The 26,676-nt window shown below is 59.0% G+C and carries 18 protein-coding genes; 4 read left to right on the top strand and 14 right to left on the bottom strand.

The window, feature by feature from the left end:
• Positions 1 to 241: 241 nt before the first annotated feature.
• The 13 genes from FO013_RS05090 to FO013_RS05035 form a co-directional block, all read right to left on the bottom strand.
• Positions 242 to 1,630 carry an Ig-like domain-containing protein gene (locus FO013_RS05090; RefSeq protein WP_186292997.1) on the bottom strand — a complete coding sequence of 463 codons (1,389 nt, stop codon included), beginning with the start codon at positions 1,628 to 1,630 and terminating at the stop codon, positions 242 to 244.
• Positions 1,631 to 1,832: 202 nt separating this feature from the next.
• Positions 1,833 to 2,324: a hypothetical protein gene (locus FO013_RS05085; RefSeq protein ID WP_143921510.1), complete on the bottom strand. Its 492-nt coding sequence runs from the start codon at positions 2,322 to 2,324 to the stop codon at positions 1,833 to 1,835.
• A 37-nt stretch (positions 2,325 to 2,361) separates the two neighbouring features.
• Entirely contained in the window at positions 2,362 to 4,722 is a 2,361-nt protein-coding gene (locus FO013_RS05080) for a hypothetical protein (RefSeq protein WP_143921509.1), read from the bottom strand.
• A complete protein-coding gene (locus FO013_RS05075; protein WP_143921508.1) occupies positions 4,719 to 6,458 on the bottom strand; it encodes an FtsK/SpoIIIE domain-containing protein in 1,740 nt (579 codons plus the stop codon). The genes FO013_RS05080 and FO013_RS05075 overlap by 4 nt, the downstream gene beginning before the upstream one ends.
• A gap of 34 nt (positions 6,459 to 6,492) precedes the next feature.
• Positions 6,493 to 7,755 (bottom strand): hypothetical protein, encoded by a 1,263-nt coding sequence (locus FO013_RS05070; RefSeq protein ID WP_143921507.1) that lies wholly within the window; start codon positions 7,753 to 7,755, stop codon positions 6,493 to 6,495.
• A gap of 143 nt (positions 7,756 to 7,898) precedes the next feature.
• Complete coding sequence (locus FO013_RS05065; RefSeq protein ID WP_143921506.1) at positions 7,899 to 11,300, bottom strand: ATP-binding protein; 3,402 nt, start codon at positions 11,298 to 11,300, stop codon at positions 7,899 to 7,901.
• Between the two features lie 26 nt (positions 11,301 to 11,326).
• Entirely contained in the window at positions 11,327 to 12,469 is a 1,143-nt protein-coding gene (locus FO013_RS05060; protein WP_143921505.1) for a hypothetical protein, read from the bottom strand.
• Between the two features lie 3 nt (positions 12,470 to 12,472).
• Complete coding sequence (locus FO013_RS22785) at positions 12,473 to 12,601, bottom strand: hypothetical protein (protein ID WP_257930295.1); 129 nt, start codon at positions 12,599 to 12,601, stop codon at positions 12,473 to 12,475.
• 177 nt (positions 12,602 to 12,778) lie between these two features.
• Complete coding sequence (locus FO013_RS05055; protein ID WP_143921504.1) at positions 12,779 to 13,405, bottom strand: hypothetical protein; 627 nt, start codon at positions 13,403 to 13,405, stop codon at positions 12,779 to 12,781.
• Between the two features lie 116 nt (positions 13,406 to 13,521).
• Positions 13,522 to 14,037, bottom strand: coding sequence for a hypothetical protein (locus FO013_RS05050; protein ID WP_143921503.1), 516 nt, complete (start codon positions 14,035 to 14,037; stop codon positions 13,522 to 13,524).
• A 50-nt stretch (positions 14,038 to 14,087) separates the two neighbouring features.
• Positions 14,088 to 15,758, bottom strand: coding sequence for a RecB family exonuclease (locus FO013_RS05045; RefSeq protein WP_143921502.1), 1,671 nt, complete (start codon positions 15,756 to 15,758; stop codon positions 14,088 to 14,090).
• Between the two features lie 158 nt (positions 15,759 to 15,916).
• Positions 15,917 to 20,182 carry a hypothetical protein gene (locus FO013_RS05040; RefSeq protein WP_143921501.1) on the bottom strand — a complete coding sequence of 1,422 codons (4,266 nt, stop codon included), beginning with the start codon at positions 20,180 to 20,182 and terminating at the stop codon, positions 15,917 to 15,919.
• 40 nt (positions 20,183 to 20,222) lie between these two features.
• On the bottom strand, positions 20,223 to 20,939 hold the full coding sequence (locus FO013_RS05035) for a hypothetical protein (RefSeq protein WP_143921500.1): 717 nt from the start codon (positions 20,937 to 20,939) through the stop codon (positions 20,223 to 20,225).
• A 1,489-nt stretch (positions 20,940 to 22,428) separates the two neighbouring features.
• On the opposite strand from FO013_RS05035, the gene FO013_RS22310 reads away from it, so the two are divergent.
• From FO013_RS22310 to FO013_RS05015, 4 genes are read left to right on the top strand one after another with little or no spacing between them, the layout of a single operon-like run.
• Positions 22,429 to 23,517, top strand: a complete 1,089-nt coding sequence (locus FO013_RS22310) for a ParA family protein (RefSeq protein ID WP_186292996.1) — start codon at positions 22,429 to 22,431, stop codon at positions 23,515 to 23,517.
• The gene (locus FO013_RS05025) at positions 23,507 to 24,601 is read left to right on the top strand and encodes a hypothetical protein (protein ID WP_143921498.1); all 1,095 of its coding nucleotides are present in this window, start codon (positions 23,507 to 23,509) and stop codon (positions 24,599 to 24,601) included. The genes FO013_RS22310 and FO013_RS05025 overlap by 11 nt, the downstream gene beginning before the upstream one ends.
• A 30-nt stretch (positions 24,602 to 24,631) precedes the next feature.
• The gene (locus FO013_RS05020) at positions 24,632 to 25,105 is read left to right on the top strand and encodes a hypothetical protein (RefSeq protein ID WP_143921497.1); all 474 of its coding nucleotides are present in this window, start codon (positions 24,632 to 24,634) and stop codon (positions 25,103 to 25,105) included.
• A complete protein-coding gene (locus tag FO013_RS05015) occupies positions 25,098 to 25,955 on the top strand; it encodes a hypothetical protein (RefSeq protein WP_143921496.1) in 858 nt (285 codons plus the stop codon). The genes FO013_RS05020 and FO013_RS05015 overlap by 8 nt, the downstream gene beginning before the upstream one ends.
• Before the next feature lie 184 nt (positions 25,956 to 26,139).
• Here the strand turns inward: FO013_RS05015 and FO013_RS05010 are convergent, their stop codons facing one another.
• Complete coding sequence (locus FO013_RS05010; protein WP_143921495.1) at positions 26,140 to 26,634, bottom strand: hypothetical protein; 495 nt, start codon at positions 26,632 to 26,634, stop codon at positions 26,140 to 26,142.
• Positions 26,635 to 26,676 lie beyond the last annotated feature (42 nt).

Here is a 26,676-nt window from a genome sequence, read left to right as displayed (position 1 = left end):
CCGATGAGATCGAAGCCTACGCGCCTAAGGTCGCTGCCCTCACTGAATTCTTTGGTGACAACGCAGTCGACGTGCTTGCTCTATTGCTTGGTCAGGTCACCTCCTGGCAGTACGCATCTTCTGCGCTTCGAGCCCACTCAAAAGATGATGAGTGGGCTACGAAACGTCTTCAGCAACACCGCGAAATACTCATGGTTTCGGTACGAGCACTAGTTAGTACCACCTCCACCGTCAATCACGCCTATTGAGCCGGAGCTGACTCTTTCGCTGACTGAGCAGTCGGCACCGAGACTGGAACAGACTTTGTTGGCTCTGGCTCGCTGGACTCATCAGACCGCTCGATGGCGATCGTCACCTTGGCTTCGGCGGTCTTTCCGCGGGAGTCAGTGAGCGAATATTTCAACGAATCGCTGGTTGAGTCTCCGCCTTCTGGTGTGTAGCGGATTGAGGTGCCTTCGACGGCTGCCTGGCCATATTTCGGAGCATCGACAATTGCGATAGTGATGTCACCGTGGAAGTCATCGTTGCCAGTGACATCGATGAGCGCTGATTCGTCTTTCGCAGTGTCAATGGTGGCTTCATCGTCTTCGGCAACCGGCTCAATCGGAGTGAAGACCTCGTAACTGACGCTGACACGAATGCCGTCGGCACTCTCCTCGGTCTCGACATGAACCACGACGACAGCATCCTCGCCATAGTCACGCAGGAGGTTAAACCGATCGAGAGCTGAAGCCAACAGCTCATCGATAGCATCGCCGTCCGTGACTGTGACCTCGATCTGGCCGAACGGGTCCGAGGTCTCAAAGGCGTCCTTATCCTCCGGCGCCTCGGTCACAAGAAGTGTGGCCCCAGCTTCGCCGCGCTTGTCATTGAGCCCGTTGACTACCGAATCTTCGGCCACTGGCGGGTACTGCGGGTCAGGATCTTCACCGTCGTCCCCGCCACCGGTGTCGGCATTGCCATTCGCGTTGGAGTCGGAGCCGTCGCTATTGCTGGATCCATCCGAGGAGCCAGTCGAGCCACCGTCTGAACTCGAGGCGTCGGATGAAGCGTTATCGCCGCTGCTGTCATCGTTGCCGTTCTGGGCAGAATCGGACCCAGCATTCGAATCGGGGTCACTGCCACTGCCGTCGGAATCGTTGTTGGCGTTAGCCGAGGCTGAAGCTGAAGCCGTGTTGGTGCCATCGTCACCGTCCGACGAACCGCTGCCGGCATCATCGTCATCACCGGGGTTCGGGTTCGGTGGGCCTGGAGGGACGATGGGCGAACTGCCTTCGCGATCATCAGAGCCCTTGTCCCCCTCATCGCCTTTCGTGCCCTTGTCGTCTTCTTCGTCGTCATCAGAGCTGCCAGGGCCGGTCGGGTCAGGAATATAGGGCGCGTTGTCCGAAGGTGCCTGCGGCATCGCAAAAGTGTCACTGCCATCATCTGGCTGGCCGCCCGAGGCATTGTCACGGCCTGGGTCACCAAACGGATTTGAAGTGTCTGACGGCTCGTTCGAGGCTGACTTATCCGTCTCGTCATCGTCGCCCTCATCACCCTCATCGGCGGGGATAGTGAAAGACGGGTTCGGCGTCTTCGAATCTGTGGCCTTCGACTGAGAAGTCGGGTCGGACAGCAGCGTATTCACGGAACAAGACACCGCTGTGACCAGTAGCGCAAGCACAATCGCAACAATTGCTCCGATCTTCACTTTCGTCGAATTGCCCTTGGAAGTCGTCCCATCAGCCATATATTCAGTGCTCCGTGTATTGATACGAAAAAGTCCCTACCCCTATCTATGCGCCGATTCTCGGCGCAGTCGACAGGTGCAGGGACTCGTTCGGTCTTCCTCAGCCGTTGTTCTCCATCACGTTGAGGATCTTCTTGCTGGCCAGAGCACGGATGACAGCCAGTTCGTTGTCGACCTCGATGATCTCAACATTGCCCGTAGGTCGTGGAGTATCGGTGTTCGGCGAGAACTGTGTGCTGGCGACGATGAGCGGGATCTCCTCATGCGTCCAGTCGATGATTCCGAAATCATCCTTGAAGCGCGAGAGCAGAATCTCCTCGTCACGCTGCTCCAGATGCTTCTGCCCGTTCTCGGCAAGGTAGCCGCCGTAGATAAGCTCGGTGACGACCGGAATAACCGAATCCTCGATCAGAGAGATGCGGGCCTTGAGCGCCTCCGTGTCATCGAGGTCAGAGTAGCCGTCGATGACGAAGTCGAGGACCTCGGAGGCAGATGTGCAGCCGTGGTACTCCGTCTCCTGGGTGCCCTTGTCGAGGGTGATGACGACGAAAGGAAGTGCGGTCAGGTCGGTGTCGTTGTCGATGATTGTCATGGTGTGTCCTTCTGAATTGGAATTGCGTTCACTAGGTCTATGCCCCATCACCTGATGTTTGTCCGCCACCTTTCGATGGGGCTGGACTCGAGCTGCTAGGCTCCGAGGACTTGGCCCCCGATGGAGACGCTGAGGCACCGGTGGACTGGCCGGATTTCGCCTTTGGTGCGGGCGCCTTCTCGGCACTCGTACCGCCGTCTGATTTCGCCGGAGCCTTCGGAACCGAGGACGGAGAATGAAGCGACTTCGGATTCGAGGCACGTTTCGTCGTCACGCTACTCGATTTCTCGGGAGCCTTGGGCGCTGGTGCTTTTGCCACGGGTGCCTTTGGCTGTGTGGGTGAGCTCGCTGGCTTTTCCACCGTTTTCGTCGGAGCCTTAGCGACAGCCTTCTTCGGAGCCTCAGCCTTGGGCGCCGGAGCTGCCTTGTTTTTAGCGGGCTGTATGTTGACGGCCTTCGGTGCAGGTTCAGACTTTGGCTTCTCGGCAGGCTGAGTCTCGGTGCCTTTTGGTTTGCTCGACTTCTTCTTCGACGAGCTGTCGCCCGTGGAATCGACCTTCTTCTTAGCTGGCTGAGTATCGACAGCCTTAGGAGCGACCGACTTCTGATCGTCATCGGACTTCTCGTCCTTGGGCGCCTCTTCACCGCTGGCATCAGGCTTCTGCGACTCATCGTCATCAGTCGACTCAGGATCCTCGACAGTCCCGTGGGCCATATCGTTCGATACCTTCTCTGGGCTCTTGCCGGCATCATCCGCGGTGGTGGATTCGTTCGAGCCCTCAGAATCCTCTTCGTCGACCGGCGCGATCGCCATATCGTTCGAGACCTTCACCATGGAATCTGGCTTCTTCTCGTCGTCATCGCCAGCTTCATCTGAAGACTTGGAATCATCAGCGTCATCAGATGAGGTCTCATCAGCTTCGGCCGACTTCTCATCATCGTCTGGTTTCGCATCCGCGAGCTCGGCGCTCTTGGACTTCTCGGCTGGGGCGCTGGCGTGGGCTTTGCCGTCCTCACCAATGGTGATGGTGACCTTTCCTTCAGCCTCGTCATTCTGACCGGAGCGATTCTTGTCTCGATCCTGGGTGTGACGAACCTTGTAGGTGAACGTCACTTCTTCGCCGGGCTCATATTCCGAGGCGTCGAAGGAGATCTCACCGGAATTGGCATCCCACGTCAGACCTTTGACGTCGTCGCCGGTGACTTCGGTAACTTCACCGTCGAGGACCTTGTCGTTCTTCGTCAGGTCATCAAACGTCAGCTTCACCGACGAGCCTGCATCGACGCTGTAGTGGTCATCTTCTGTCTCCGGTGGCTTGAGGCGATACTCGGTGATCGTCATGGTCGACTTCTCACCATCGCCGACTCCATAGAGAGTCAGATCATCGGCATTCGGGTAATTCTTGAGGAACTCCCGCTTCTGCGCGAAGTCCATTTCCGACCACACTCCTAGTGGTGTGCCGTCAGCATCGGTGACCACGATGTCTTTGGACTCGTGCTTCTCATACAAGTCAGCATCCGGGTCTTCGGTTGAGAACTTGTCCGGGGTGGTGAATGGTGAGTCGCCCCGCTTGTCGTTGATGAAGTCAACGAGGTCTGCGACGTCGACGGGGCCATGTCCGACATCACCACCGTCGTCTCCGCCATCACCGTCTCCGGGGTTGTCCGATCCATCGCCGTCGTCACCTCCGCCGTCATTGCCTCCGCCATCGCCAGGGCCAGGATCCTCGCCGTCAGAGCCGCCCCCGTCTCCAGGGTTGTCTCCTCCGTCGCCAGGCTCGTCGGTCCCGCCACCGGGGTTGTCGTCGGACCCATCAGAGCCGCCATCACCGGGGTTGTCGGTCCCGTCTCCGGGTGTGTCGTCAGAACTGCCATCGCCAGGCTCATCGCCTGCATCTGAGTCGGACCCACCGTTGTCGCCGGGTGGCTGCGACACGTCGTCAGGATCTTCGGTTGTGCCGCCGCTGTCTTGATCCTTAGCGCCACGCTTATCGTCTGACTTATCGTCTTCTTTGTCCTCGGTCTTTGGACCAGCTGGATCCGGGAGCTCTGGTAGACCTGAGTTGGTGTCTGGCAGGGCGTAGTTCTGCTGACCGGGCTCGTCACCACGTTCAGGTCCATACCTGCCATCATCACCGTCGTTACGGTCGGGCAGCCTCGACGTGTCACTGGGATCGTGTGGGGCCGCCCGGTTGTCCTCGCCATCACTCGATGGGCTCTTGGTCGGCTCATCATCGGCGTTGATCGTGTATTTCGGCTTGTAGTCGCCACTATCGGACTGAGCCTGTTCGTCATTGACCTGCTCGCTGATGGCATATCCACCGGCGAGTACGACGGCGAGGCTGGCAGCAGCGGCCGCGCCAAGGACGGCCTTGCGTTTCCTGTTGTTTTCTTTCACTGGTTTTCTCCGCTCATCTCGTCAGCGTCGCCTTTGCGCACTGACAGTCGTTTTTGCTTGTTCGCGTATTCGAAAGGTGTCATCTTCTCCCCGGTTTCAGGGTCGATCATGGCTTCAGCCTCCATCTTCTTGCGACGCTTGGCGGTCTCGTCCCCGTCGTCGGACGGGCCTGAGGTGGGGACAAACTGCTCCATCGTGGCCCGTGTCGGTCTCTGCCCCTCGAAAGTGGGCACTCCAAACTTCTTGAGGAAGTCTCCAAGCTCTTGTGTCGAGGCGTAGTAGGGCTTGAACACGCACGCTTCGTCACCTTCGTTGGCAGCCGTCCCCACGCCCTTGCCCACCTTGGCGTTGGACCTGATGTGCTCGGGCACCTTCGGCACCGCGGCAGGGTCGGGGAATACCAGCTTTCGGTTGCCTTCGGTGGGGTTCACGCCGAGGAGGATCTTGTTCTGATGATTCGTCCTCAGCGCCGTGCCGATTCCGGTATCGGTCGAGGCAACTTGAGAGGAAAGAACCAGTTTTATGCCCACGAACCTCATCTCGGCAGCAGTCTTCGAGTACTTCAGTTTCAAGATCTCTTTCGCAGTGTTCGCGTCCTGGGCCTCAATCCGCATGGGATGATCCTTTTCGAGGCCCTTGGGCACTGTCTCCAGTGCCCACAGACCGGTGACCTCGTCCATGATGAGGAAGATGGGCCGCATCTTGGCGGCCTCTTGAGCATCGGCTGGGAGCTGGGTCCAGTTCTGCACTCCGTACTCTTTGAGTACCTTCGCCCTCTTGTCGCCTTCGGCGTAGATCTTCGACATGACGGCGGCTGCCTCGTCGATCGATTCGCATCCCCACCCTTCAGGGCGGACATATTGCTTGCACCACTCGAAATCGACAGCTTTCGCCGGGGTGTCGATGATGGCCAGCTCTGCACCTCGGGCGAGAACTCCGGCGACGATGTCATTGAGGAAGACCGATTTTCCTGAGTTACTCGTTCCGCCAACCTGAGAATTCATTCCCGATTCGAAATCGATGATGAAGGTTTCTCCATGCTTCTCCCCCGGTGCCGGCAGGCGCTCACCCAGTGGAATCTTCGCCCACTCTTTCGACCCAGGTGCGAACGCAGTGACCTTGGCATCAGTGGGATACGGGATCAGCTGGGAGAAAGTCGGCGGGTCCGAGGGGATGATGGAAGCTTCGAGGGAACGAGGGTCAATGCGGGTGAACCAACCGGGTCCGCCGACAATGTCTGTCGCGACTTCTTCAAGCTTCTCGTCGTGCTTGGACGGCGTGTAGGAATCTGGCAGCTCAAGATCGTATCCGCCATCAGATCGGTTGTTGATGACAATCGCCCAAGGTTGGACGCCGAGGGCGTTGGCAACAGCGCCTCGGGCGCGCTTAGTGGCCTTGTCGAACTTCTGCATGGTGGCTCGGCCAGGCTTGAGGAATGGTTCGAACTTTGTCAGGTAGTAGCCGGGTTTCATCTTCTCGAACCGAGCGGCAATAGCTGGGGCATCTGACATCTTTGTGCCGTTGGCCAGCTCAAGAACGACAGTCTCACCCTCATCGTTCATTGATGTCATCGAGGTGTGACGTACGGCGACAAGGCGCCACCGCTGTTTGTCGATGTGACTGATCGACCAGTCGCTGCCGAGCTCTTCCTTAACCTTGCGCTCCATAATGGCGGCGTGTTTGGCCGGGTCGAACTTAGCGGGGAGTTTGAGTTCCTTCGTGTTGGGGTTGCTCACAAGCCTGCCTTCATCGTGGTGTCTCTTTATCTATCTATGCGCAAAGTTGCGTCTCAGTCGGACCCTCGCCTTCTCCGATGACTTCGGCGAAGGTTTTCGAGAGGTTGTCACGGTGATAGGCCTCCTCCCAGATGTCGATGAACACGCCGGTGATTTCCTCGACCGTCTCGCCCAGCGGCTGCCCGGAGAAGTCGATGACCTGCTGGCACAGCGTGTTGAACTCTCCCGCCAGAATCTGGCGTTTCGCATGGATGTCCTCGTCCCCGTTGATCGAGTTCCACAACGGCGAATGCCTGGACGCGGGTTCGCACTCCCTGGCAAGGAACGAGTCGAAGAGGTCCTTCGACAGCTTCTTCCACTGCGTCGAGTCGTTGGAGGTGACCATGTTCTTCAGATTTGACTGCATCGCCTTCACAGCCGTCTTGGCTGGGATGAGCAACTGCATGACGGCCGCCTCGGCGACGACGGCGATATGTTTGGCCCCGGCTGACGTGAGCAGACGTTTTACGTCAGTAAAGCTCAGGTCATCCCACAGTGCCAATAGGTCGTCGCCGATGTCACTGGGGATCTCGCGGCCCTGAATGAGGTCATAGAAGGCCAGTAGTGACCGGTGTGCCAGCTTCGGCTCCTCCCTCAGGCGAGCCAGAATGGACAGTCTTTCCGCGGCGTCAGTGGGCCTCACAAGCGGTGGGAGGTGGAGTTTGCGATGAAGAAACTGGGCGCAGACGTAGATGCGCTCTTCGCGAGACCGGTAGCGCTTGAGGAAGCGTTCGCTCTGGTCGGCGAACTCTTCGAAGACATCGGCTTCGGGTTCGAGGCTCTTCAGTGCTTCGGTCTCCACTTTGGGCGTGGAGGTGAACATCGGCTCCGGCTCCTGGTTGTCCGCGAAGTACTCACCGACAGATTCGACAGGGCAGTAGCGGTCTTGGACGATGCGGTGCTTCTTCTCCAACGCGGGCTTGGCAGAGAGCATCATGCCAAAGACCCAGCTGGAGAACTTGCGCCCGTCGGCCTTGTTGAAGTCGTAGAAAACAGCATCGTTGAGCAGCTTGTCGAGGACCAGGTCTCGACCCGAATCGGCGAGGTCCACCATGTCTTGGGTCGACCGGGCACGGAAGTGATAGCTGATCTGTGCACCGACGTCGGAGCTTAAGAAGATCTCAGCAACCTGCCGGCGACCGGCGTCTTCGGGCAGGTCGCCCGAAAGTACGGCCTGGCCAATTGCGGCGATTTCCGCATCGGCCTGAGCGCGGCTGAGCTTTCGTCCGAGAGGCTGCGTAGCTGTCTGTGTCGTCATACTCTCTATAGAGTTCGCTGACAGTCGTGGCTACTCAGGCCCGGAAATTCTCATATACTCCAAGGTCAACGGCCTGTAACACCATGCTGCCTCCGATCCGGCCACTCGCACTTCGCCCGTGTTGCAGGTGACCGGATCGGGCCTCAGACGGCCATCTTGGACGCGTCACGCTGATGAAGTCGTTCGTTGCGGCGTGCAATATCGAGTGGATTAGTCGAGATCAGCTCGAAGAACTCGGAAGGAATGTTGATCTCCGTCGGCACTGCACGTTCACCCGACAGGTCGGCGTAGAGGGCCACTGCACCGCGAATGACTTCTCCCGCTTCATCTTCGCCTCCCTCACGCAGAGCTTTGAGCGAATTGAAGTTCGGGATGAGCTGACCGCCATTGCTGATGTGATCCTCAGCTGTGATACGCCCGATCCTCTCCTCAGTGGGCTCGAGATTGAACAACTGGCAGGCCAGTCGCGCCTCGGTCTCATCCTTGATATGCATGATGAGGCCGCGCGAGATGTAACCACTCAGACCTGCATCGACGGCATCTTTGACTCTCTGGGAGTACAAGATGGGCAGGACTTCCTGGCTTCGAGCCAGGCGACCCAGTCGCTCGACCTCCGAGGCTGACGATTGCAGGAACGTCCACGCCTCATCAAGGTGAAGGACTCCCCCGCGTCCCGTCAGGGCCATGGCCGATCCGTAGACCATCATGCGCACCAACGCCATCGCCGCACGCTGCTGCATACTCTGCGGGTCATGACCTGGCTGCGGTAGATCGAGGTGGGATTCTCCGACTTTGATCAATGTCGTTCCCTCAGCAACACCCAGCGGCGCTGTAGTTGGGTCCATCCCGATGACCGACCGGATTGCCGGGGAGTGCGTCGCCTGACGGATACGGGAGATAATTTGGATGAAGTCCTCACGGTCTCGATCGGTGTGAGCGAGTTCGCCCAGATTAGCTTCGACGAAACTCAGCGCCTGCCCCGTACATTGGGCGCCATTGTCGACGCCGAACAGCAGGCCCCTGTTGAGGAGAACCTCGTAATCATCGGCATCGCGGCCGAAAGGGTTGATCTGCAAGATCGCTGAAGCGGCAAGATCGGCAGCTGATTGGACGGAACCAGCCTCACCCTTGTCGGTGTTCTGCTTCATCATGAACCGGATCGGGTCAAAGACTCCGTCGGACTTGGATATGTCATCCAAGCTTGCAATCTGACCACCGGAGGCCAGTACCGCCTGCGAATGGTCTGAACCTGTGTTGTGGGTGACGAGGAAGCCGCCTGTGAGATACGAGTGGTCGGGAGAATCAACGGAGATGCATTGGACTGGTTCGTAGTCGACTTCGGAGATCGAGACCACTGGCATCGCGCGCTCGGAGTCTGGGACAGACTCGGCAAGCACCGAGCCGTCGTCGGTGAGCACGTTCAGTGTTCTATCGGCGACGAATGTGATCGCCTCGTCGGTGGTGAAGACGCGGTATCCGAAGGTGCGAATGAAGTCGACGAGATCGTCTTTGGCCACGCTGGCCGTCATATCAATGGTGACTCGACCACTGCCGGCGACTGTACCCAGCCGCGCGAGGATTGGTGCGATGAGACTCTGACGTTGGGCAATGCTGGAGCGGTGGTAAGCAGCCGGAATCATGCGTGATTCAGGACTGCGTGTTGCCATTTCTGGCCAAACGGCAGAGACGGCGTCACCGACATCATCTCCGGCGATCCAGGAGCCGAGAGTCTTCGGTTCGACGGGCAGGTCAGTCTCGCGGCCAATGAGCGGTTCGGGCATCGGCAGGCAGATGTCACCAGTGGCGAAGGGATGCTCCCCATATTCAGTCAGGATCTGCGATGTGGTCATGACTCGACGGTTGCCGCCGTCAACGATGATCCACCGGTGCGCACCGTCGGCGATGGTGGACTGTCCATCGCCTGTGTGGACACGGTAGACGGTGGTTTCGTCTTCGGTGAAGATCTTTGACTTCGAAGTCACCTGGTGAACATTGCCGGTGGAGTCGATGATCTCGTCGCCGGGCTGGAGTTCTGCAATCGTCTTGCACCCGGAAGGTGTGACAATCGGAGTGTTCACTCCAAGGGCTTTGGGGTCGATGATGATGTTGGGACGCTTCATCAAAGAGAACTGGTGAGCCAACCACAGAAGCAGCAAACTTTTTCCTGAGCCAGTCGCGCCCGGCACGAGCGCCACGGGAAGTCCGTCCTTATTCGACGCCGCGGTGGGCGAAAGATAGGCCATGCGCGAGTCACGTTCGGTCAGTCCCACGCTGGCACCTGACTTGTCGCCGACGCGCGAGAGGTCGTTGATTCCCGAGGCGGCGATGGTCGTCATCGGCAGCTCTTGAGCGTAAGGGTTGGCACGCACTGACGAGCCCAACCAAGTCTCAGCCATGGCCTGCGGTTGGCGATTAATCATCGGATTGAGCTCGACGATGGAATCGTTGCCCATGAGCGAGAAGTCCTTTTTGCCCGAGAACCCGACCACGATTGAGCAATCGACGATTGTCGCCGGTGCCCCGCGTCCGGCATAGGCGCCTTCCATCGATTGGAGCATCCCATGGTGCTCTTCCTCATCAGCCTGGCTCATCGCGCCTTGTTCCTGGCGTTCCTTGATGTCCTCCACGTACTTCTTGCGGTTGCGACGCAGTTCAGACCGCGTCTGTTTCGCCGGTTCGATCCGGCCTGAAATCGAGACCACCAGGGCACCGGACTGAGTCAGCTGGGAGGCCCATGAGGCTTCTGGACTGATTGCGGTGAACTTGTCCGTCGGTTCGATGTCGACTGATGAAACAGCCGCGAAGCTGACGGAAAACTGTCCTTGCATTCTTGGCCACTTCGAGCAGTCGTCAAGGCCGGCACGATCGGCAATAGCCATCGAATCGGTGTCGGAGAAGACATGCAGGTGGTCAGAGTGAGGCATGAACGGGGTATCTGAATGGGATCCGTGATTCCACCAGGCATCGAGGATGCGCATTTCGCCTTCGTCTGGAGCGACCAAACCTGCTCGGTGAAGGGCGTTGGAGACGGTGGCTGCATCTCGGTCGAAGTCTTCGAGAGGGATGCCACCTGTGACAAAGGATTGCCACGCCGAATCCATAGCACCCTTGATGTCGCGGCCTGCGCCCAGCGAGTCAACGAGCTTCACGGCCATGACGCAGATCTTCTCGCGCACAACCTTGTCACCGAACCACTCGTTGAGCTTTGACCGAATGGGGTGATCTTTCGGTGCTCGGTAGAGGACTGGAGTGTTGATCGACAGGAACTTCACGACACGGTATCCGGACTTGTTCAGTGCCCGATTCTTGCCAAACGTCGCAGTGATGTGAGCGAGCTCCTGCGTGGCATTCATGATCGGCACACCCGCGGCGTAGCGCTCTTCATCGGACTTCGCATCCGTCATGGGCATGAGGGGGATTTTGCGCACCAACCACACGCCGTCATTGATCGTGCGAATGCGCCCGTCCCTGTATCGGGACTTGATTGCAGTCGGCCACAGCGGTGACTGGGCAACTTCCAGGGCATTCATCTTCTTCTTCGCCATGAGTCTCTCCTCGTTGTCGCGTCTAGTTACTGATTGCCGTCAGCGTCGGCATCGGAGGCAGAGTCCTCACCGTCTGGCAGTGGTGCTACGTCATCGCCGGGCTGGTCACCGGACGAATCTTCACCGGTCGTGTCGTCGGATCCATTGGCGTCATCTCCGCGGACAATCTGGTCGTTCATTCCGGTGACAGCATTGCCATACTTCTTCAATTCCTGCCCCTCTCCGGGACCGCCCCAGGCGACGACTTTCGGTGAACCCGATTGAGCGTCGGTGATGAGCAGGTCATAAGTCAGTACAGGCATCTGAGCGGTCTGGTCTGTGGCACTTGCGCCGGTGCTGGCCCATGTCGGTGTGATCTCGACTCGAGCCAGCATCGTGGGTCCAGGGACGTCATCTCCGTCTTCGTTTTCGGTAAAGAACGCCGAATTGGTGACTTCGGCTTCAGCGGACTCCACACCTGCCAGCGGCAAGTACACGTGAGATTCGTTCTGATCTCCGACGATCTGGCGCAGCTCGTCACTGTTTCCGGAGACGAACGCTTTCTGCCAGGACACGATTGCCGTGTTGACCGAGTCGGGGACATTGCCCGAGTCAGTCATCCCCGGCCACGGAGAGTCGGGTTGAAAATCGGTTTCAGTGATCGGCCGCGGCATGAGGGAAGGGTCGCCGATGATGTGCGGACCTGTTGATTCGTCGACGGCAACCTGCACGTCGACCCGGTACAGGGCGTTGTCTGGACCTTCGACGCTGAAGTGGTGGCGTTCAACGCTGTAGGTCGGCGGCTCATAGCTGGATTTGTTCTTCTCTTCGTCGCTGACTTCGGGGAACGGAACGTCGGTGTAACCGTCCCAGCCTAAGAATTTGCCTTGCGGCAGAGGTGAGGGTTTCTCAGCCAGCCAGCTTTGGACTTCGGAGACGGCGACGGCTTTGCCCTCAGTAGTCAATGTCGGCTCAATAGGGTCCGGCTGTTCGGGGATGAGTGCCAGGCTGCCGAAGGCCGCACAAGCGGCGACGATCGCTGCAACTGGCGAGTATTGCGCCGCTACACGCAGTCGGCGGTACTTCTTGGACTGTTGGACGAGGTCTTCATCGCCTCGGGGCAGGCTTGCGGCTTCCTCGGCCATGTCGAGGAACGGATCGTGATCGTCCTTCTTCTTGAAAAGTCCCATATCTTAGAGTCCTTGCATCCGTCGCATGTAGGTGCGTTCGGCGGCTTTGGCGACGCCGGGGTCGTGGTCGGTCATCAGGAAATCGAGAGTGTCGTCGGGGGTAGCGGCGTCAGCAGCCAGGGCGGTGCGCACGAGTCCGAACGGGTGTTGGGTCAGGCGCTCAAGGCAGGTGTCACAGTAGGCGGAACCGTCATCGGATTTGCGAAAACAGGGCTTCCAACATTTGCGGCATTCACCAGGCAGATGGTGGGCGTGCTGTTCCGGTACGACTTCCAGCGGCCGCCAACTGTGACACCTCGACATGAGCTCTTAGGCCTTCTTCATGAGGTCTGCGACGGCAGTGAGCGTGAGCATATCGTCGTCGGAGACGTCCTTGGAGATGATCTTTGCGATCTGGATGGCCGCGGGAGCGATGCCGGCAGGCAGAGAACCTTCAGCCTTGCCGAGATCACCCAGCAGCGACCACAGAGCCTTGAGACGGTCTTTGCCCAACGCGGTGGCGTTGGCAGACATCTCAATGGCGTCGGCCTCCATCAGGTCTTCGAGGTCAGACATCGGCTGATTGGTCTTGCGCGAGTCACCCGTCAGAATCGTCACGACCAAACCTTCAACATCAGCCTCGTCTTTGCTCAGCAGTGAGGCCGCGACGTGGCGCACATCGTCTTCAGCGCCCTGGACGTCGAGCATCTTGCGCACGGTACGGCGAATGAGGGTCTTGTCGCGGCCCTTCGACTGCGCCTGAGTCCGTGCCTTGGACTTGCCAGAATCCGCGTCCTCGTCGCTCGCACCGAGGTCAAGTGCCTCGTCATCTAAGTGCTCGGGCTCGGCCACTGCCTCTTCGACGTTGTCTTCGGTGTCGGTCATGTCGGTTTCAACGTCTTCGACGCTTTCGTCAGCATTGGTGGTCTCGTCTGCCATCCACGCGGTGTCAGTCACTGCGGTCTCCTCTTCGTTGTTGGGCGCCAAATGCGCTGCTACTTGTATCTATGCGCAAAGACCGCCGATGAGTCGCACAGTGGACGAATCGGCGGTCTTTGATCGGCGTTGGCGGCCTACTCGTCGAACTCTCGTGCCTCACCGAGATCTTTGATGTCGACGAGAATGCGGAAATCGCGGCCAGAGCCGTCAGTGGCAGATTCCATGTATTTGAACACCAGCACACGGCGGCCAACGAGCGATCGGGCCTTCGAGGCCATGGGGCGTCCGCCGTCATCGAACCTGTCGGTGCGCACTGTCTCTGAGCCTTCGGGGTTCTTCTTCGACGGTTTCGTCTCTAGGGTCACAATTGCTCGGTTCGACGACTTCTCCTTCTTGACCTCGACAACATTGGCCACATATTTCACTGCCTCAGACAGGCGACCTACTGCCTTGACCACGGGTGATTGGTCGTCATTGATCAGTGAGTAGATGAGTCGGGCGTTCTCGCCGACCCGACCGACCCAGTTCTCTTCGGTCTCTTCGACGAGTGTGACCTCATCGCCGTCTTCGACTTCTTCGACTTTGCGGGGGCCGGTGGCATTGATTGCGGCAATGACGAGCGGCTGGAGGTCTGCGGTGGCTTCACTCATGGTTTGTTCCTTCGTGTGTTGTGGTTGTCTAACTTGATCGGGATGGGTTTTCAGTCGTCGAACATGGCTGATTCGTCAAAGGCTTCGTCATCGATGTCGTCGAATGGCACATCAGTATCGATCGCCTCGTCTTCGCCGGATTCGGTCTCGTCTTCGGTCTCGGTCTTGGTGGCGTCGTCTGCTTCCTCGTCGGCCTCTTCCGGGGCACCTGCCTCGGATTTGGTGCCGACTTCGGCTACAGGCTCGGCGCTCTCGCCGTTGTCGGAGGTGAACAACACCCACCCGCCAGGCTTGATCGCGTCGTCATAGATGGCCTCGGTCGTGGCGATAATGCCGACGCTGGCATTGACCAGCCGGGTCTCCCAGGACTGCCAGTCGCCCGCGCTGGCACCGAACGGAATGGGCATCTCGTGATCAAGAAGGCGCCACATGGTCAGGCGCACCAGGCTGTTAAGACCCGATCCCCATTGCGCACCGTCGTGACCGGCCAGACCTGACTCGATACGAGCGATGAGGTTGACCAGGGTCGATGACAGTGCGCGGATATTCTTCTTGTTCACTGCGTATCCGGCAGCATTGAGGTGCTGAACTGAGTTGGTGACAACACCGGCGATACCACCGGCAGCCCACGAGTTGGGGTTGAGACGTCCCTTCACTTCGGCTTCCCAGGGCTTGTCTTCTGGCCAACGTGTCATTGTGCTCTCTCCTGTCTGGTGAATGTCTTCACCCACAACAGAGTCCGCCTCAGCAGTTGGCTCACTTAGACCCACTTCAGCTTCGGATTCGTCGGTTTCTACGGGTTCTTCGGCCACATTCGGATAGACGGCGACTGCATCGGGCTCGACCTGCGGCACGGCGACTGCATCTGCGTCGGTGACCTTTGATGCAGGGCAGATTCGCGCCAGAGGACAGTAGGCGCACAAGCCAGATGGGGTGGTTTCAAACGTGGCTTCATCGGAGCATTCGCCCAATTCTTCCCAGGTATCGACGAAGAGCCTCTCTGTCTTCTTCAACTTCGGCGCGCTCATGGCCACACGCTGAGCTTTGGAGTATTTCGTATAGAGGACGAACGCATTCTCGATCTCTTGATCGAAGTGCTTCGCACCGGCCAAGGCGTAGATGCGCAGCTGGTCGCCGTGCGGGTCTCCAAAGATCGACGATGACTTCTTCTGTTTGCCGGTCTTGTAATCGACGACTCGGAGTTCGTCGTTGATTCGGTCAACACGGTCGATGAAAGCCACGACCGGAACGCCAGCGATGTCGACACCGCTGAGTTTGGCTTCGGTGGAGAAGACATTGACGGCTTCGGGATCTTCGATGTCAAAGATCCCTCGGTAGGCCGTGTGGACTTCTCCCTGGACAGTGGCCCTCACCGCGGCCTTCTCTGATTCGCTCGCGTGCGCGAAGTCGAACCCGTTGATGTTGACTGTCGACAGATCAACTCCGCCAACGTGCTTGGCTGCAAATTCTGTCGCCTTGAAGACTGTTCTCTCCGGGCCAGGGAGGCCGTAGAGATCTTCGAGGACCGAATGGGCGACAGTTCCAATGGATGAAGCTGTCAAAGCAGACTCGTCGCGCGGGACGATCTTCTCGATGGCAAACCGTGCCTGGCACCCATTGCCGCCCAGCGCGTTCATTGTCGACGGTGACATGGCCTTACGTCGGACCTTGTCATCGACGAGCTCCTGGTCGATTTCAAGACGGTCGCCGACGAATGCCATCCGTCCTTTCGGAATTATGGCCGTTTGGTCGTTCTCTTGATTGCTCACACTCTGTATATGCCTCGAAGACCTTGATGTGTCGGCGCATGAAACAGGGGTCAGGCCTCCCCTTATCCGGAGAAAGTCTGACCCCTATTGGCTGTAGATCACTGGCTACGTCACAGCGTCGAGTTCAGTGTCTCCAAAGGTACTGGCACCGTGGAGAAGCGCCGCCCGTTGATCATGACCTGCACCGACCACCGCTTAGTTCCAGAATCAGCGGACATTCGCTTGGGTATGCCTTTAATCCCCTCGACAGCCAATCCGTCATCCCACATCGACTGCCATGCGGTTCTGGTCCCTGACCCTGGCGGCACGAGCTCAGGAGACTCCTTCTGCGCCAGCTTGAACGCCGTCGCCGGGTCTAGCAGCAGGACAGCGTCATCTTGGCCCTTCGGCCCCCGGTAGAGCACCCCGATCTCTTTACCGATCGGACGGGCTCCCTGCCCTTCGATGAATGCCCAGCCCAGCGAAGAATTGATCGCCTTCGCCTCTGCGTCATCAGAATTGTCGGAGACGACCATCGGCGGCATCTGAGGGTCGCTGGCATTGGCAATATGGGCGGATTTAGTGTTCAGCAGACGCTTGACCGCTCTGAGGAGAGCATGACCGGGACCACCCGTGCGTGACTCCGAGAAGCTTTCCACAACCAGAGACGTGACCTTCTCCCCCAGTGAGCCCTCAGCATGGATGGCCAAGCGATCAATGTACTTCTGGTCAACACCGTAGGCGATGGCCATCTCTCGCAGCGGTTGGACAATGAGCATGAGGTCGGCGAGCAACTTCGCCTGACGCTCGAACTCCGAGTCTGTGAACCCATACTGAGACTTCACGACGTACTTCAAGTCGCCAGTGAGCATATCGAACTGGTCCTCGATGACTTGCTTGACCGGTGCCCTCTTTTCCGAATCGTCGAGGTGGCGCTTGTTGGCGATGAAGTCGATGAGCGCAGCAGTCACAGTCGGGGCCTCACCCGTTCCGCGCAGTGACCTCATCTTCTCCATGGCAGCCGTATTCAGCGAGTTCTGCGACATCCGCACTGAGATGATGCGCGAGACAACCGAGTGGATGTCGATGTCGTTTTCCGCTGTGGCGATGAGCATGGCTTGAGGTCGGCGAACATCCTGCTGGGCGCCGGTGCCAGATGAACGTCGCTTACCTGTGTTGTTGTGAATGGCACGCAGGAGCGCCTCAATTCCCTCCCGTTCCTTCTCCGCCTTGCGCGGATCCGACGAGGGCGCCAAGTCGTCAACAACCCAGATGGGTGCCAGTGACACGGCGTTCTCCGTTGCAGCCTTCGTGTCGGAGGCCGAACCCGGCAGGGTGTCTTCCGTCCAGTTCTTTCCCTTGTCCCAGAAGCTCATTGCGGTAGCCGCAGTCCACGAGTTGTGGGTCAGGACGAAGTTGTCGGCGGCGAACTGCCCGTCAAAGCGGTCAACGGTGATGCACTGGCACGTCTCCTGACCGGCTGGGACCACCGCGGTGATACGTGCGCGTTCGCTGATAGGGCGGTAGAGGATTGTGCCATCGGATGCCGCCATTGGAGACCAGCCCACTGAGCGCATGAGCGTGACGATGTCGGCGCGCAGGCCACGGTCGCTGACCTTGATTGCCTCATCCTCCGCGCTGGGCAATTTCAGATCAGGCAGGCCGGCAATGCGCAGGGAGCAGGCGACGAAGCCACGCAGAAATGCCAGTCGGTCATGGATAGGTCCATAAACGAGTTCGTCAGCAAGAGTCTCACCGCTGGTGGCTTTCCCGGCCACCGACTCTGCCGTTTGCACACCGGCTGTGAACCACGAAGAGTTCGCCGACCAGGCCCTGACGTCGGGGGTGATTGCCGCCAACGTCATTCCGGGCCCGAGCTCGGCCGTCGTGACCGATCGGGTGACAACCTGGCCCTCATTGATCAAGGACTCGGCATAAGCCGTGAGCACTTCCCCAATCGGGTAGATCGTATCGACACGAGAGCCTGTGGCTCGGATGGTCGGCTCACCCAATTCCGCCTCGGCTTCCGGACAGAGCGCAATTAGATCATCGTGGGTGATCGTCTCGGCACTCAACGCGATCGGCGACAGGGCTACCTGATCAAGGATCGGCTGAATGTCAGCGGTTCGGTATCCGGGTCCGAAATCGGCGGAAGCATCGTCACTGACGAGTGGCATCGAGGGGATGCGTGCTTGGTCGATGACATCGGCGACGAGGGCGTTGGGCAGCTGGTAATGCTCAGCGATGTCAGTGATCCGGCCTGCCTGACCTGATGACAATGCCGCAGCTTTGGTGGCAAGTTCGAAGGCCTCGGACCCAAGCTCGGCCATGATCGGTGCACGAGCGGGTCCGGGGGCAATCGTGGAGAAGACATGACGGTCGGATGCTCGGAGCGTACGACCATCGGAGAGGTAGACATCAAAGACCTCGGCCATGTGGCGGGCTGATTTCGAGCGAATGGCTGTCGCCTGCCCATTTGACCCGAAGACCGTGTCCCCAGGAGCCAAGTCAGCGACTCGAGCCAAACCGGTCTCTGACGTCGAATGAGGGACCGGAATGTAGCTATCGACAGGCAGGGCCTTGCCCGACCGAGCAGCACCGACCAGGTAGAGAGGCACGTGAGGGCGCTTGGGCATACACGGGCGCAGAGCCGACGCCATCATGAGCGCGCCGATGCGGCTGTCCTTCCACGGTGTGTTGACCAGGAAGAGATCGAAGACCTTTTCCATGCTCTCACGCACGAAGTCACGGTACTCGTCATCAGTGAGGTTGGGGTCTCTCAGCTTCACTCCCAGGCCGGAGACGTTGGGCAGTTCATCCTCAGTCACACCAGGCAGAGCACCGGATTCGACGTTGTCTGGTTCGATGACCTGGTCGCCGATGACGAAGGTCGGCCAGTTCGGCGTCGTCGACGGCACCCAACCCATGCGAGACCAGCGTTCAAAGTGCTGAACCTCGTCACGGCGGGCCGCTTTCATCTCGCGCAGCCACTTCTCGCCTTCTTTGCGTGGCGGCCATTCGGCCAGAGTCAGGATGTCTGAGGGCACTGAGGCGCCCTGTCGCCCCCAGTCTTGCGGCAATGCTTCGAGGATCGACATCGGTGCAGTCATCTGAGCGTGATTATGCCCGGCAGTGGACTCATCGGCGTCGAGGGCTCCCGATTCGGTTCCATCGAGGTAGCCGAGCTCGACGACAACTTCACGGCGGTCGGCCTCCACATTCGATGACCCAGCGATTGACCACGAGTCCTCTTCATCGACCGTCGGCTGGCGGTAGACGGAGGTGCGCATCAGCCTCGCGCCGATACCGACGATGTCGACCCACCGGGCTGGTGACATCTCGTCAGCGGGATAGCACTTCTGCAACGCCGTCGTGGACTCGTTCATGCGGTGCTGACCGACGAAGGCCTCAGTGTCCTTCTGCGGTGGATCGGGAACCGTGTCAGTGAGCATCGCCGGCAAATCATCGAAAGTGCCGTGCTCGGCGAAGAAGTCGTCGAGACCGACCTTATCCTCATCATGGGCAACCGGGACTGAGGCGAGGTCGACGAGGAGAACCTTGTCATCAGACATGCGACGAGAGCGCTTGAGGAAGTCCATGAGCTTCGTCGTCTGGTCCCATACGTCACGATTGACACCGAGGTCACCGTCGAAGGCCAGCCATGCGGTCGAGTTTTTGAGCCTCAGGACCGTCCATTCGGGGTTGGACTTCCAGTTGTAGACACCAGCGATGGACACGATGAGCAACCGGTCCTCGGCAGGCACTGTCTCCAGCATGTCGTGGATTGCCTGGTCGGGGTTGGCTGAGTGGGTGGCGACTTTGAGGTCATCCGCGCTAAAGCCTTGCGACCTCAAGTAAGCGGTCAGGGTGGAATCGCCCTTGATGATGCCTTCCGTGAAGAGCACATTTGCCGGGTTCTTCAGGTAGGAGTTCGGTGTCGACGGGTGAACATCGAGGACTGTCTGGGTGCCCGAATCGAAGACGTACTTGAGTCGCTTGCCCTGGTCGCTTTTCTTCGGATTCGATGGACGGTACTGGTGGGCGATGCCGCTGGGCCGGTGCGAGGGGTCAAATGCGCGGCGCTCGGCGACTGAGTCGAGTGCGTAATTGGGCAGGTAGAGCAGGTCGGCGTTGTTGGCATGACCGCGCACAGCATTCTTCGTCTTCGAAGTGCCACTGCCATAGGTCGAGGCGAGGAAGTCGTTGAAGTCAGTCGACCCTGACACCATCGCCTTGTAGCCACGAGCAACTGCGACAAGCGGGGATACGCGAGACTTGTGCAGCTTCGCAGTGGCAGGATAGAGCAGATCGCCGACGGTGGCGTAGTCCGAAATATCCCAAGCCTCTAGTGGCTGGTGGTACTGGACGGTCGATTGCTGAGAATTGTTTGCACGCATACTTCATCTATGCGCCGACCCCAGTGATGTGTCGAAACCCCTAGAACTCGTCTTCGATGGGAACGTAGGCCATATTCGAGAACTTCTCGCGTTGAACCAGAACGTCCATCGCTTCCAACGGCTCGTCGTAGCCCTTGATGATGGAGGTGGCATTGGTGGCAGCCTGAATGATGGCCGTGGTGGGGAACGTATCCCCGTGGCCTGCGTACTGTCGGCGCCTGCCGACTGCCCATCGCAGAGCGCCATCTCCCACGGAGAAGAGGTACTCACCGTCTGGTGCCGCCGCGTCAGCGAGGACATTCGCCGTCGTCAACCATCCGCGAGAACCGGCAACCAAGACTTTGGCCGAGTCGTCGCTGATCTCGTCGGAGAAGAAGGACAGGTCCATGTCTGTGTCGATGTCATCGCGTACCGGTGGGGTGAGATCGACGACGTCACGCCATGAACCGAATCGAGGCGTCGAAGAGTTGCGTGCTTGAGAGCTCAACGGCGGAGTCACAAGCGGGTACCGGGTTGACCAAGGGTCAGCATCGGGCAATGTTCGCATGATCGCTGACACGCAGCCGGCGTACCAGAACAATGCCCAAGCTGGATACCTGACCGCAGAGTCCTTTGCCTGGCCATCGATTTCCATACGCTGCGACAGCGAAAACAGCGGTTCGACAAACGAGATCGCATAGCGGGCGGCCTGTTCAGTCTCAGGCGGATGAAGCACGTGCGGATTGAAACGCTGAATCAGCTCACTTGGTTGCGCCACAGCGGGTCCTCTCTGCCGGGCGAACCCATCTGGCAACAGTACTGAACATAACCGAAATCACTCTCCCATGTTGTGAGTCTTCGACACACCCACACCTTCGACGCATAGAGAGGGTGTGAGTAAAACAACGCGAATCGGTGTAGCTAACCTGCCTGGCCTTGAAGATGTTCTTGCCGAAGCAGGCTACCACGTGATCTCTGGCCAGAGATTCCGCGATGCTGCCCTGAATATCAAGAAGGCTATGACGAGTCAGGCACCTCCTAGCGTCGTCCTCGTTGGCGACTTCAATCAGGTCGGGCTCAAGGCTTGGGCTGAGAAGCTCTCGCAAGAAACGACCTTACGAGCAATCACCACCTCGTCCGGTGGCGCCTTCGCCGATCACCCAACTGTGAACACGATTTCCGCGCCCACTGATGTGTGGGACGTTCTCGATTCCTTGGGCATTGACACCCCCAATTCGTCGTCGCCCGTCATCGATTCTAACGGCATCGCCCAAGTAGTCGAGGTAGGCACGTCGACACGTATGCAAGCGATGAGCGGGGCAGATGCACTTGGTGACAATGCTCCCCATATGGCACACGGGGGTGTGCCGGATGAGACACGGACTCAGAACGATCCGACTCCGACCGTCGAAGCCCCATTGCGACAGGATGACAGGCCGCAGCCGCCCACCGACCCATGGTCCAATTCCTCGGGCCAGGTGCCCCAAGTCCAACCACGTCGGAGTCCCACGACCGAAGCGGAGCCAACTACTCATGCTGGACCCGACCCATGGGGGCGCAACGAGCCGGTGTCCCAAGATCGACCGGAGCCATCACCACAATCGACCCAACAGTCGGCTCCTGAACCGCCCGCCAGACAGCAGTTCGCCCCGATTAATCAGGGTGGACCAGCAGGCGTGGGACAGACCGTGGGCCAGCCGGCCGCCGAACCTGGACCACCCTGGGACACCGCTGAATCATCCGCCGACCCAGTGCCGACCCAGCCCCAGGCAGGACAACCGGTCCAGCGACAGACACCAGTGGGGCCCGCCATGGACCAGCTCCCGACCCATCAAGGTCAGAGGGATTCGACCCAGCCCTCCGAACAGGAACAGCCATCGAGGAGTAACGACGTGAGGTATGACGACTACCCAGACCCGCCTCCCCCACAGCAGCCGCCCCAAGCGACACCAGCCTATGAGGCCAACCCGCCGACCCAACCGATGCCTCGACTCCAGGAAGGACAGCTGAACTTTCAGCAGGGCGATCACCCTCAACCTGGACCGCAGGCCCCAGCCCATCAGCAGCCACCAGTTCAGCAGTATCAGCAGCAAGCTCCCCCGACTGTGCCCCATTCGGGAGGCGAGTGGTGGCCGAGTGCAGGCCAGCAGACCACCGTGAGTCAGCCGATGGGTCAGTGGGCGAGCCCGGCACCGCCGCCCGAAGCACCGGCACCAGCTCAGCAACCAACATGGGCTACTCAGCCATCGGCACCAAGCTCATCACGGATGCCCAATCAGTGGTCGAGCAACGACAACTACCAGGCAACGTCCCAGGGACTCGATCAGTTCGGCGACGTCTTCGACCAGGCCATCTCCGACTACTCCCCCGACTATGCCCCCGGCCGCACACCGTTCTCTGATGCATTCGCCTCGGTGCTCATCATCGGTGCAGGCAAAGGCGGCGTCGGCAAGACATCATTGTCGATCGCTACCGCCCAGCGCGCAGCCCTGGCTGGGTACAAGGTCATTCTCATCGACTCCAACCGTGGCCAGGCCGGAACAGGTATTCGCCTCCGGTTGCGCAAGTCGAATCTGCCGACGATCGCGGATGCCGCGCATTCGGGCAACATGGCCGATGCCCTCGTGACGCCGAAACAGATCAACCAGGTCCGAAGTGGCGCAAACCTCGAAGAGATCAAGTTCGGTGTCATCCAGGCCCCGCCACCGTCGCAGGCATCTCGGCGACTGGTCACGAACGAGCTCTACGCCAAGGCGATTGCCTTCGCCAAACAGAAGGCCGACCTGGTCATCATCGACACCCAGATCGCCGAAGCGATGGCCGCAGCCGATGACACCATCTACCGCGAGGTCCTCGTGCCGACTCTGCGAGCCAATGATCCCAACTCACCAACAGCCATGCTCATGCTCACCGAACACGGTCGGGAGTCTTACAACCATCTCGGTGATCGGGTCCTGGAGCTTCATAAGGCCGGCGTCCAGCGCAATCGAGTCATGATGCTGCTCAACACGGCGCCACCCGAGCAGCCGATGACGAATCTCAAACAGCTCGGCTTCGATGACTATGGCGAGTGGGTCGGCGTCGTCGACTACGACCCACGCCTGATGCAGACCTTCAACTCCGGGCGCACAGGTGCCGAGCTCGATGGCCTGTCGTCCGTCCTTGACCACTTGCTCTTTCGAGTCACCAACGATAACGAAGCCTTCCCATCTGCCCCGGCTGGACTCGACGGTGCCAGGCGCGTGTCCGCAGTGCCCACTCGCCGAGGCAATCGTGAACAGGAGGCACAGAAGAAGAGGACGAACCGAAAGGGGTTCTTCGCCCGTCTCTTCTCCCGTAGGCGTGATGATGACTGACACTGACATCACGACAGTGCACCAGGACTTCATCGCTGAGGACAGCGACCGAGCCCACCGTTGGATCCGCCGTATCACCAGCTACATCGAGGCGATCGTACGGTCTAAAGACGCACAGATGATCCCGACCCAAACGCTGGCCTCCGACATCAGCCTCGTCACACTCCCGGTCTGGTTGTGGGTGGAGGCTGACCCCAAGATCGTCGGCCGAAAAGCAACCTTCAAGCCGGGCGCGACGAACCGTCCGCTCTTGCCGATTCGGGTGCAGTGGCACGGCGGAACCGTGCAGGCACTGGGTGAAGGTGAGCACGATTTGCGGTGGACCGTAGAGGGTATGGGTCGAAGCGTCAATGGAACTACGCTCCTGACAATCGGACCTGAAACGTTCGAACACCAGTTGCTGTCGGACAAAAGGCCGAGCGAAGACCACCGTTTAATTACACGATTGCCGTTTACATTTAAACGACAAATAATGACCCCGGATCGCATGGCTGGGTCAATGCTCGCGATCGAGAAAATGGCTCAACAATCGTGGTGGGAATTCCTCACTGCACTTGAACGCACGTTGCGCGAGTGTCTTGAACGACAGCATGTGTCATTGATGCGAGACATCGACAAAACAGTGACGAAGCTTGGGCCACAGGACTTCGGGCAGGCGCTCCTGGACTCCGAGACACTCGACGTCATGGCCACCGAAATGACTCTCGGTGAAGAGGGAGAACCGGGGCGGTCATACCTTTCAGAGCTCATCGACAAATGCTGCAATCCCCAGCGATTCGTCCGCGTTGACCCGCAACGATACTTGTACGTCGAGATTTCGCGCAAGGCCGGTTCCGCCGTCCAACAGCGAGTCGGTGACCCGGCGATCGGACGCAAGATCAGGAAGGTCTACGCCGACAGCGGCGGGGCAGATCCCGAGAAGGTCATCGCCCTCTACCGCGAGGAGTATCCGAAGGACGGATTGTCCTACAAGCGCTTAACGGACGCACTCAATGTCATTCGAGATCCGATGGCCGAAGCGGCACGTGTCGATTTCCAATCACTGGACATCGACTACAACGGTCACTCCTGGTATTTGGCGTAAATAACTAAACGAAAGGGGGCGAGTTAACGCATGGAACCAGCATCAAATAGTATTCCCACTAATGCGGCAGAAAACGTCGCACATGGCAATCTCATTGCACCTACAAGAGCAACGGAGCTTTCCCGCTCGGCACGGCACCATCGCGCTGAATGGACAGTTTCCGTCGCTGAAGGACTTTTGAGCGTCAACGATGTTCTCACCAGCGTTGGTGGGAGCAATGAAGGGAGGGTGCTCGGAGCTATCTCTTTGCGGCAGCTTCTGCTCGCGTCCGACGAACATGGACCCCAAACGCGAGTGAATCAACTCATCGAATGGCTGAAGGAAATCTCAGACTCCAGCGATCCCTCCACGCGAAAAATCACACTGGCGTGGTTGTTCGACCCACGCAGTCAAGGCAAGAGACTCGTTGCCTACTGCGATGCCATTCACAACAACCGCCAGGAACCCCCCTGGCCAGGCTTCCCCTTCTCTGAGAACACGGCAGGAGAACAAACACATGAGTGACCGCTACGATCCGGTCAAGGAGGCCGTCGTGACCATCGTGTCCTTGGACACTGATGCACAGACAGTCGCCATCGAAGACTACTCGCGCTCCGCGAGAGAGACCTATCGGCAGATCGCCTTCCACATGTGCCGAACCAACAACCTGCCAGCAAATCGACATCTTGATGATGTCATCCAAATCGTGGCGACGAGAGACTATGAACTCATCCTCGAAGCGATCGAAGACCCCACCATCTTCGATCGCATCAACAGGTGGACCGGTTACCTGCATGATGAGTCGCGCAATAATGTGAAGTCCTACGTCGACACCACTGCCGGTGCCGCACCGATGACTGGCATGACCAATCTCAACCGACGTCGCCGGCTGCTGTCGTCAATGAGACAGTCCATGATCATTGACGGCCACGACAGTCCCACTGACACGGAAGTCGTCGAAGCAACCAACGAACGCCTCTATCGCACGAGAAAGGACCCAGCCAAGAGCGGGCTGATTTGTACCGTTGACGACTTCTACCTCACGGTGTCCCCGCTGGAAGTCGTGCCCGATGTCGCGACGTCGGGCGATCTCGACTCGGTGATTCACTCCACGGAGGGCGCCCAAATTGTAGCCAAAGCCATCGAGGAGGCCACCAGCGAGTCTGAGACGTTCGGCGTCGTCCTCGACTGCTACTTCGGTGAGCTCTTCGGAGACGGTGCGACTGGTCAGATCCCGCAGACGGCCGATGTGGCTGAGATGACGGGTCTGACAAGTCGGGAGTGCACCCGGCTTAAACGTAACGGGTTGCTCATGATGCAACGCCTCATGCGCGGCCACTACGGCATCACCAGCGAAGATTGGGCTGCCTCATGAGCCTCGACGAGCGATCGGCCCAGTTAGCCAGCGCCAAGCGCAAACTCGAGAAGTGCCGCGACCTCGCCAGCCGACCAGGAGAAGATAGTCCCTGGACCGGCGACGAGGCGCGAGAGAAGGTGCGACAACAGCGGATCATGCACGCCTCGGAAGGCCTATTGTGTGCCGCTCTAGTATTGGCCGATCAGCTCAACGACTCGCGTTGAGGGTGTCCTCGGCCCGCGATGAGGTGGGAGACATCGACAACGGCGATGTTGTTTCGTTGAGTCCCGCTCATTTTGTATGCATCCAGTTGCTCGCGACGGGCGTCCAACAGTTCTTGCCCCGTCACTCGCGCAACAACTTCAGTGTTCACGTCCTTGTCTCGGATTTCGTAGTCCCGGTCCGCAGTGACGTTGTTCGCAGGCATCGAGATGAGCTTTCGCCCGTCCTGGGTCCTGCGAATGATGCTTCGATAGTAGCGCCTGCCAGTCCGGCGTAGCCATTCACGCGTAAATTCGAGCTCTTCTGCGATCGCTCGCTGTGTCCCATGCGGACCACGTTCGAGGATGGTCGTCACATACTCATCGAGCTCCTCCTTTGCCTCCAAGTACTCACGTTTGAGATCGTCAGCGGTCCTGGCACGTCGCCGAAGCTCGTCGATCTGGTCCGGGGCAATATAATCGTTGATTCGACTCATGGAGATGATGCTAGGCCACCTGGGGTTGGCATTTCAAGGACG

This window comes from Brevibacterium aurantiacum, assembly GCF_007558825.1.
GTDB classification, from domain to species: Bacteria; Actinomycetota; Actinomycetes; order Actinomycetales; family Brevibacteriaceae; genus Brevibacterium; species Brevibacterium aurantiacum_A.
This window is presented reverse-complemented; position numbering and strand designations above follow the sequence as displayed.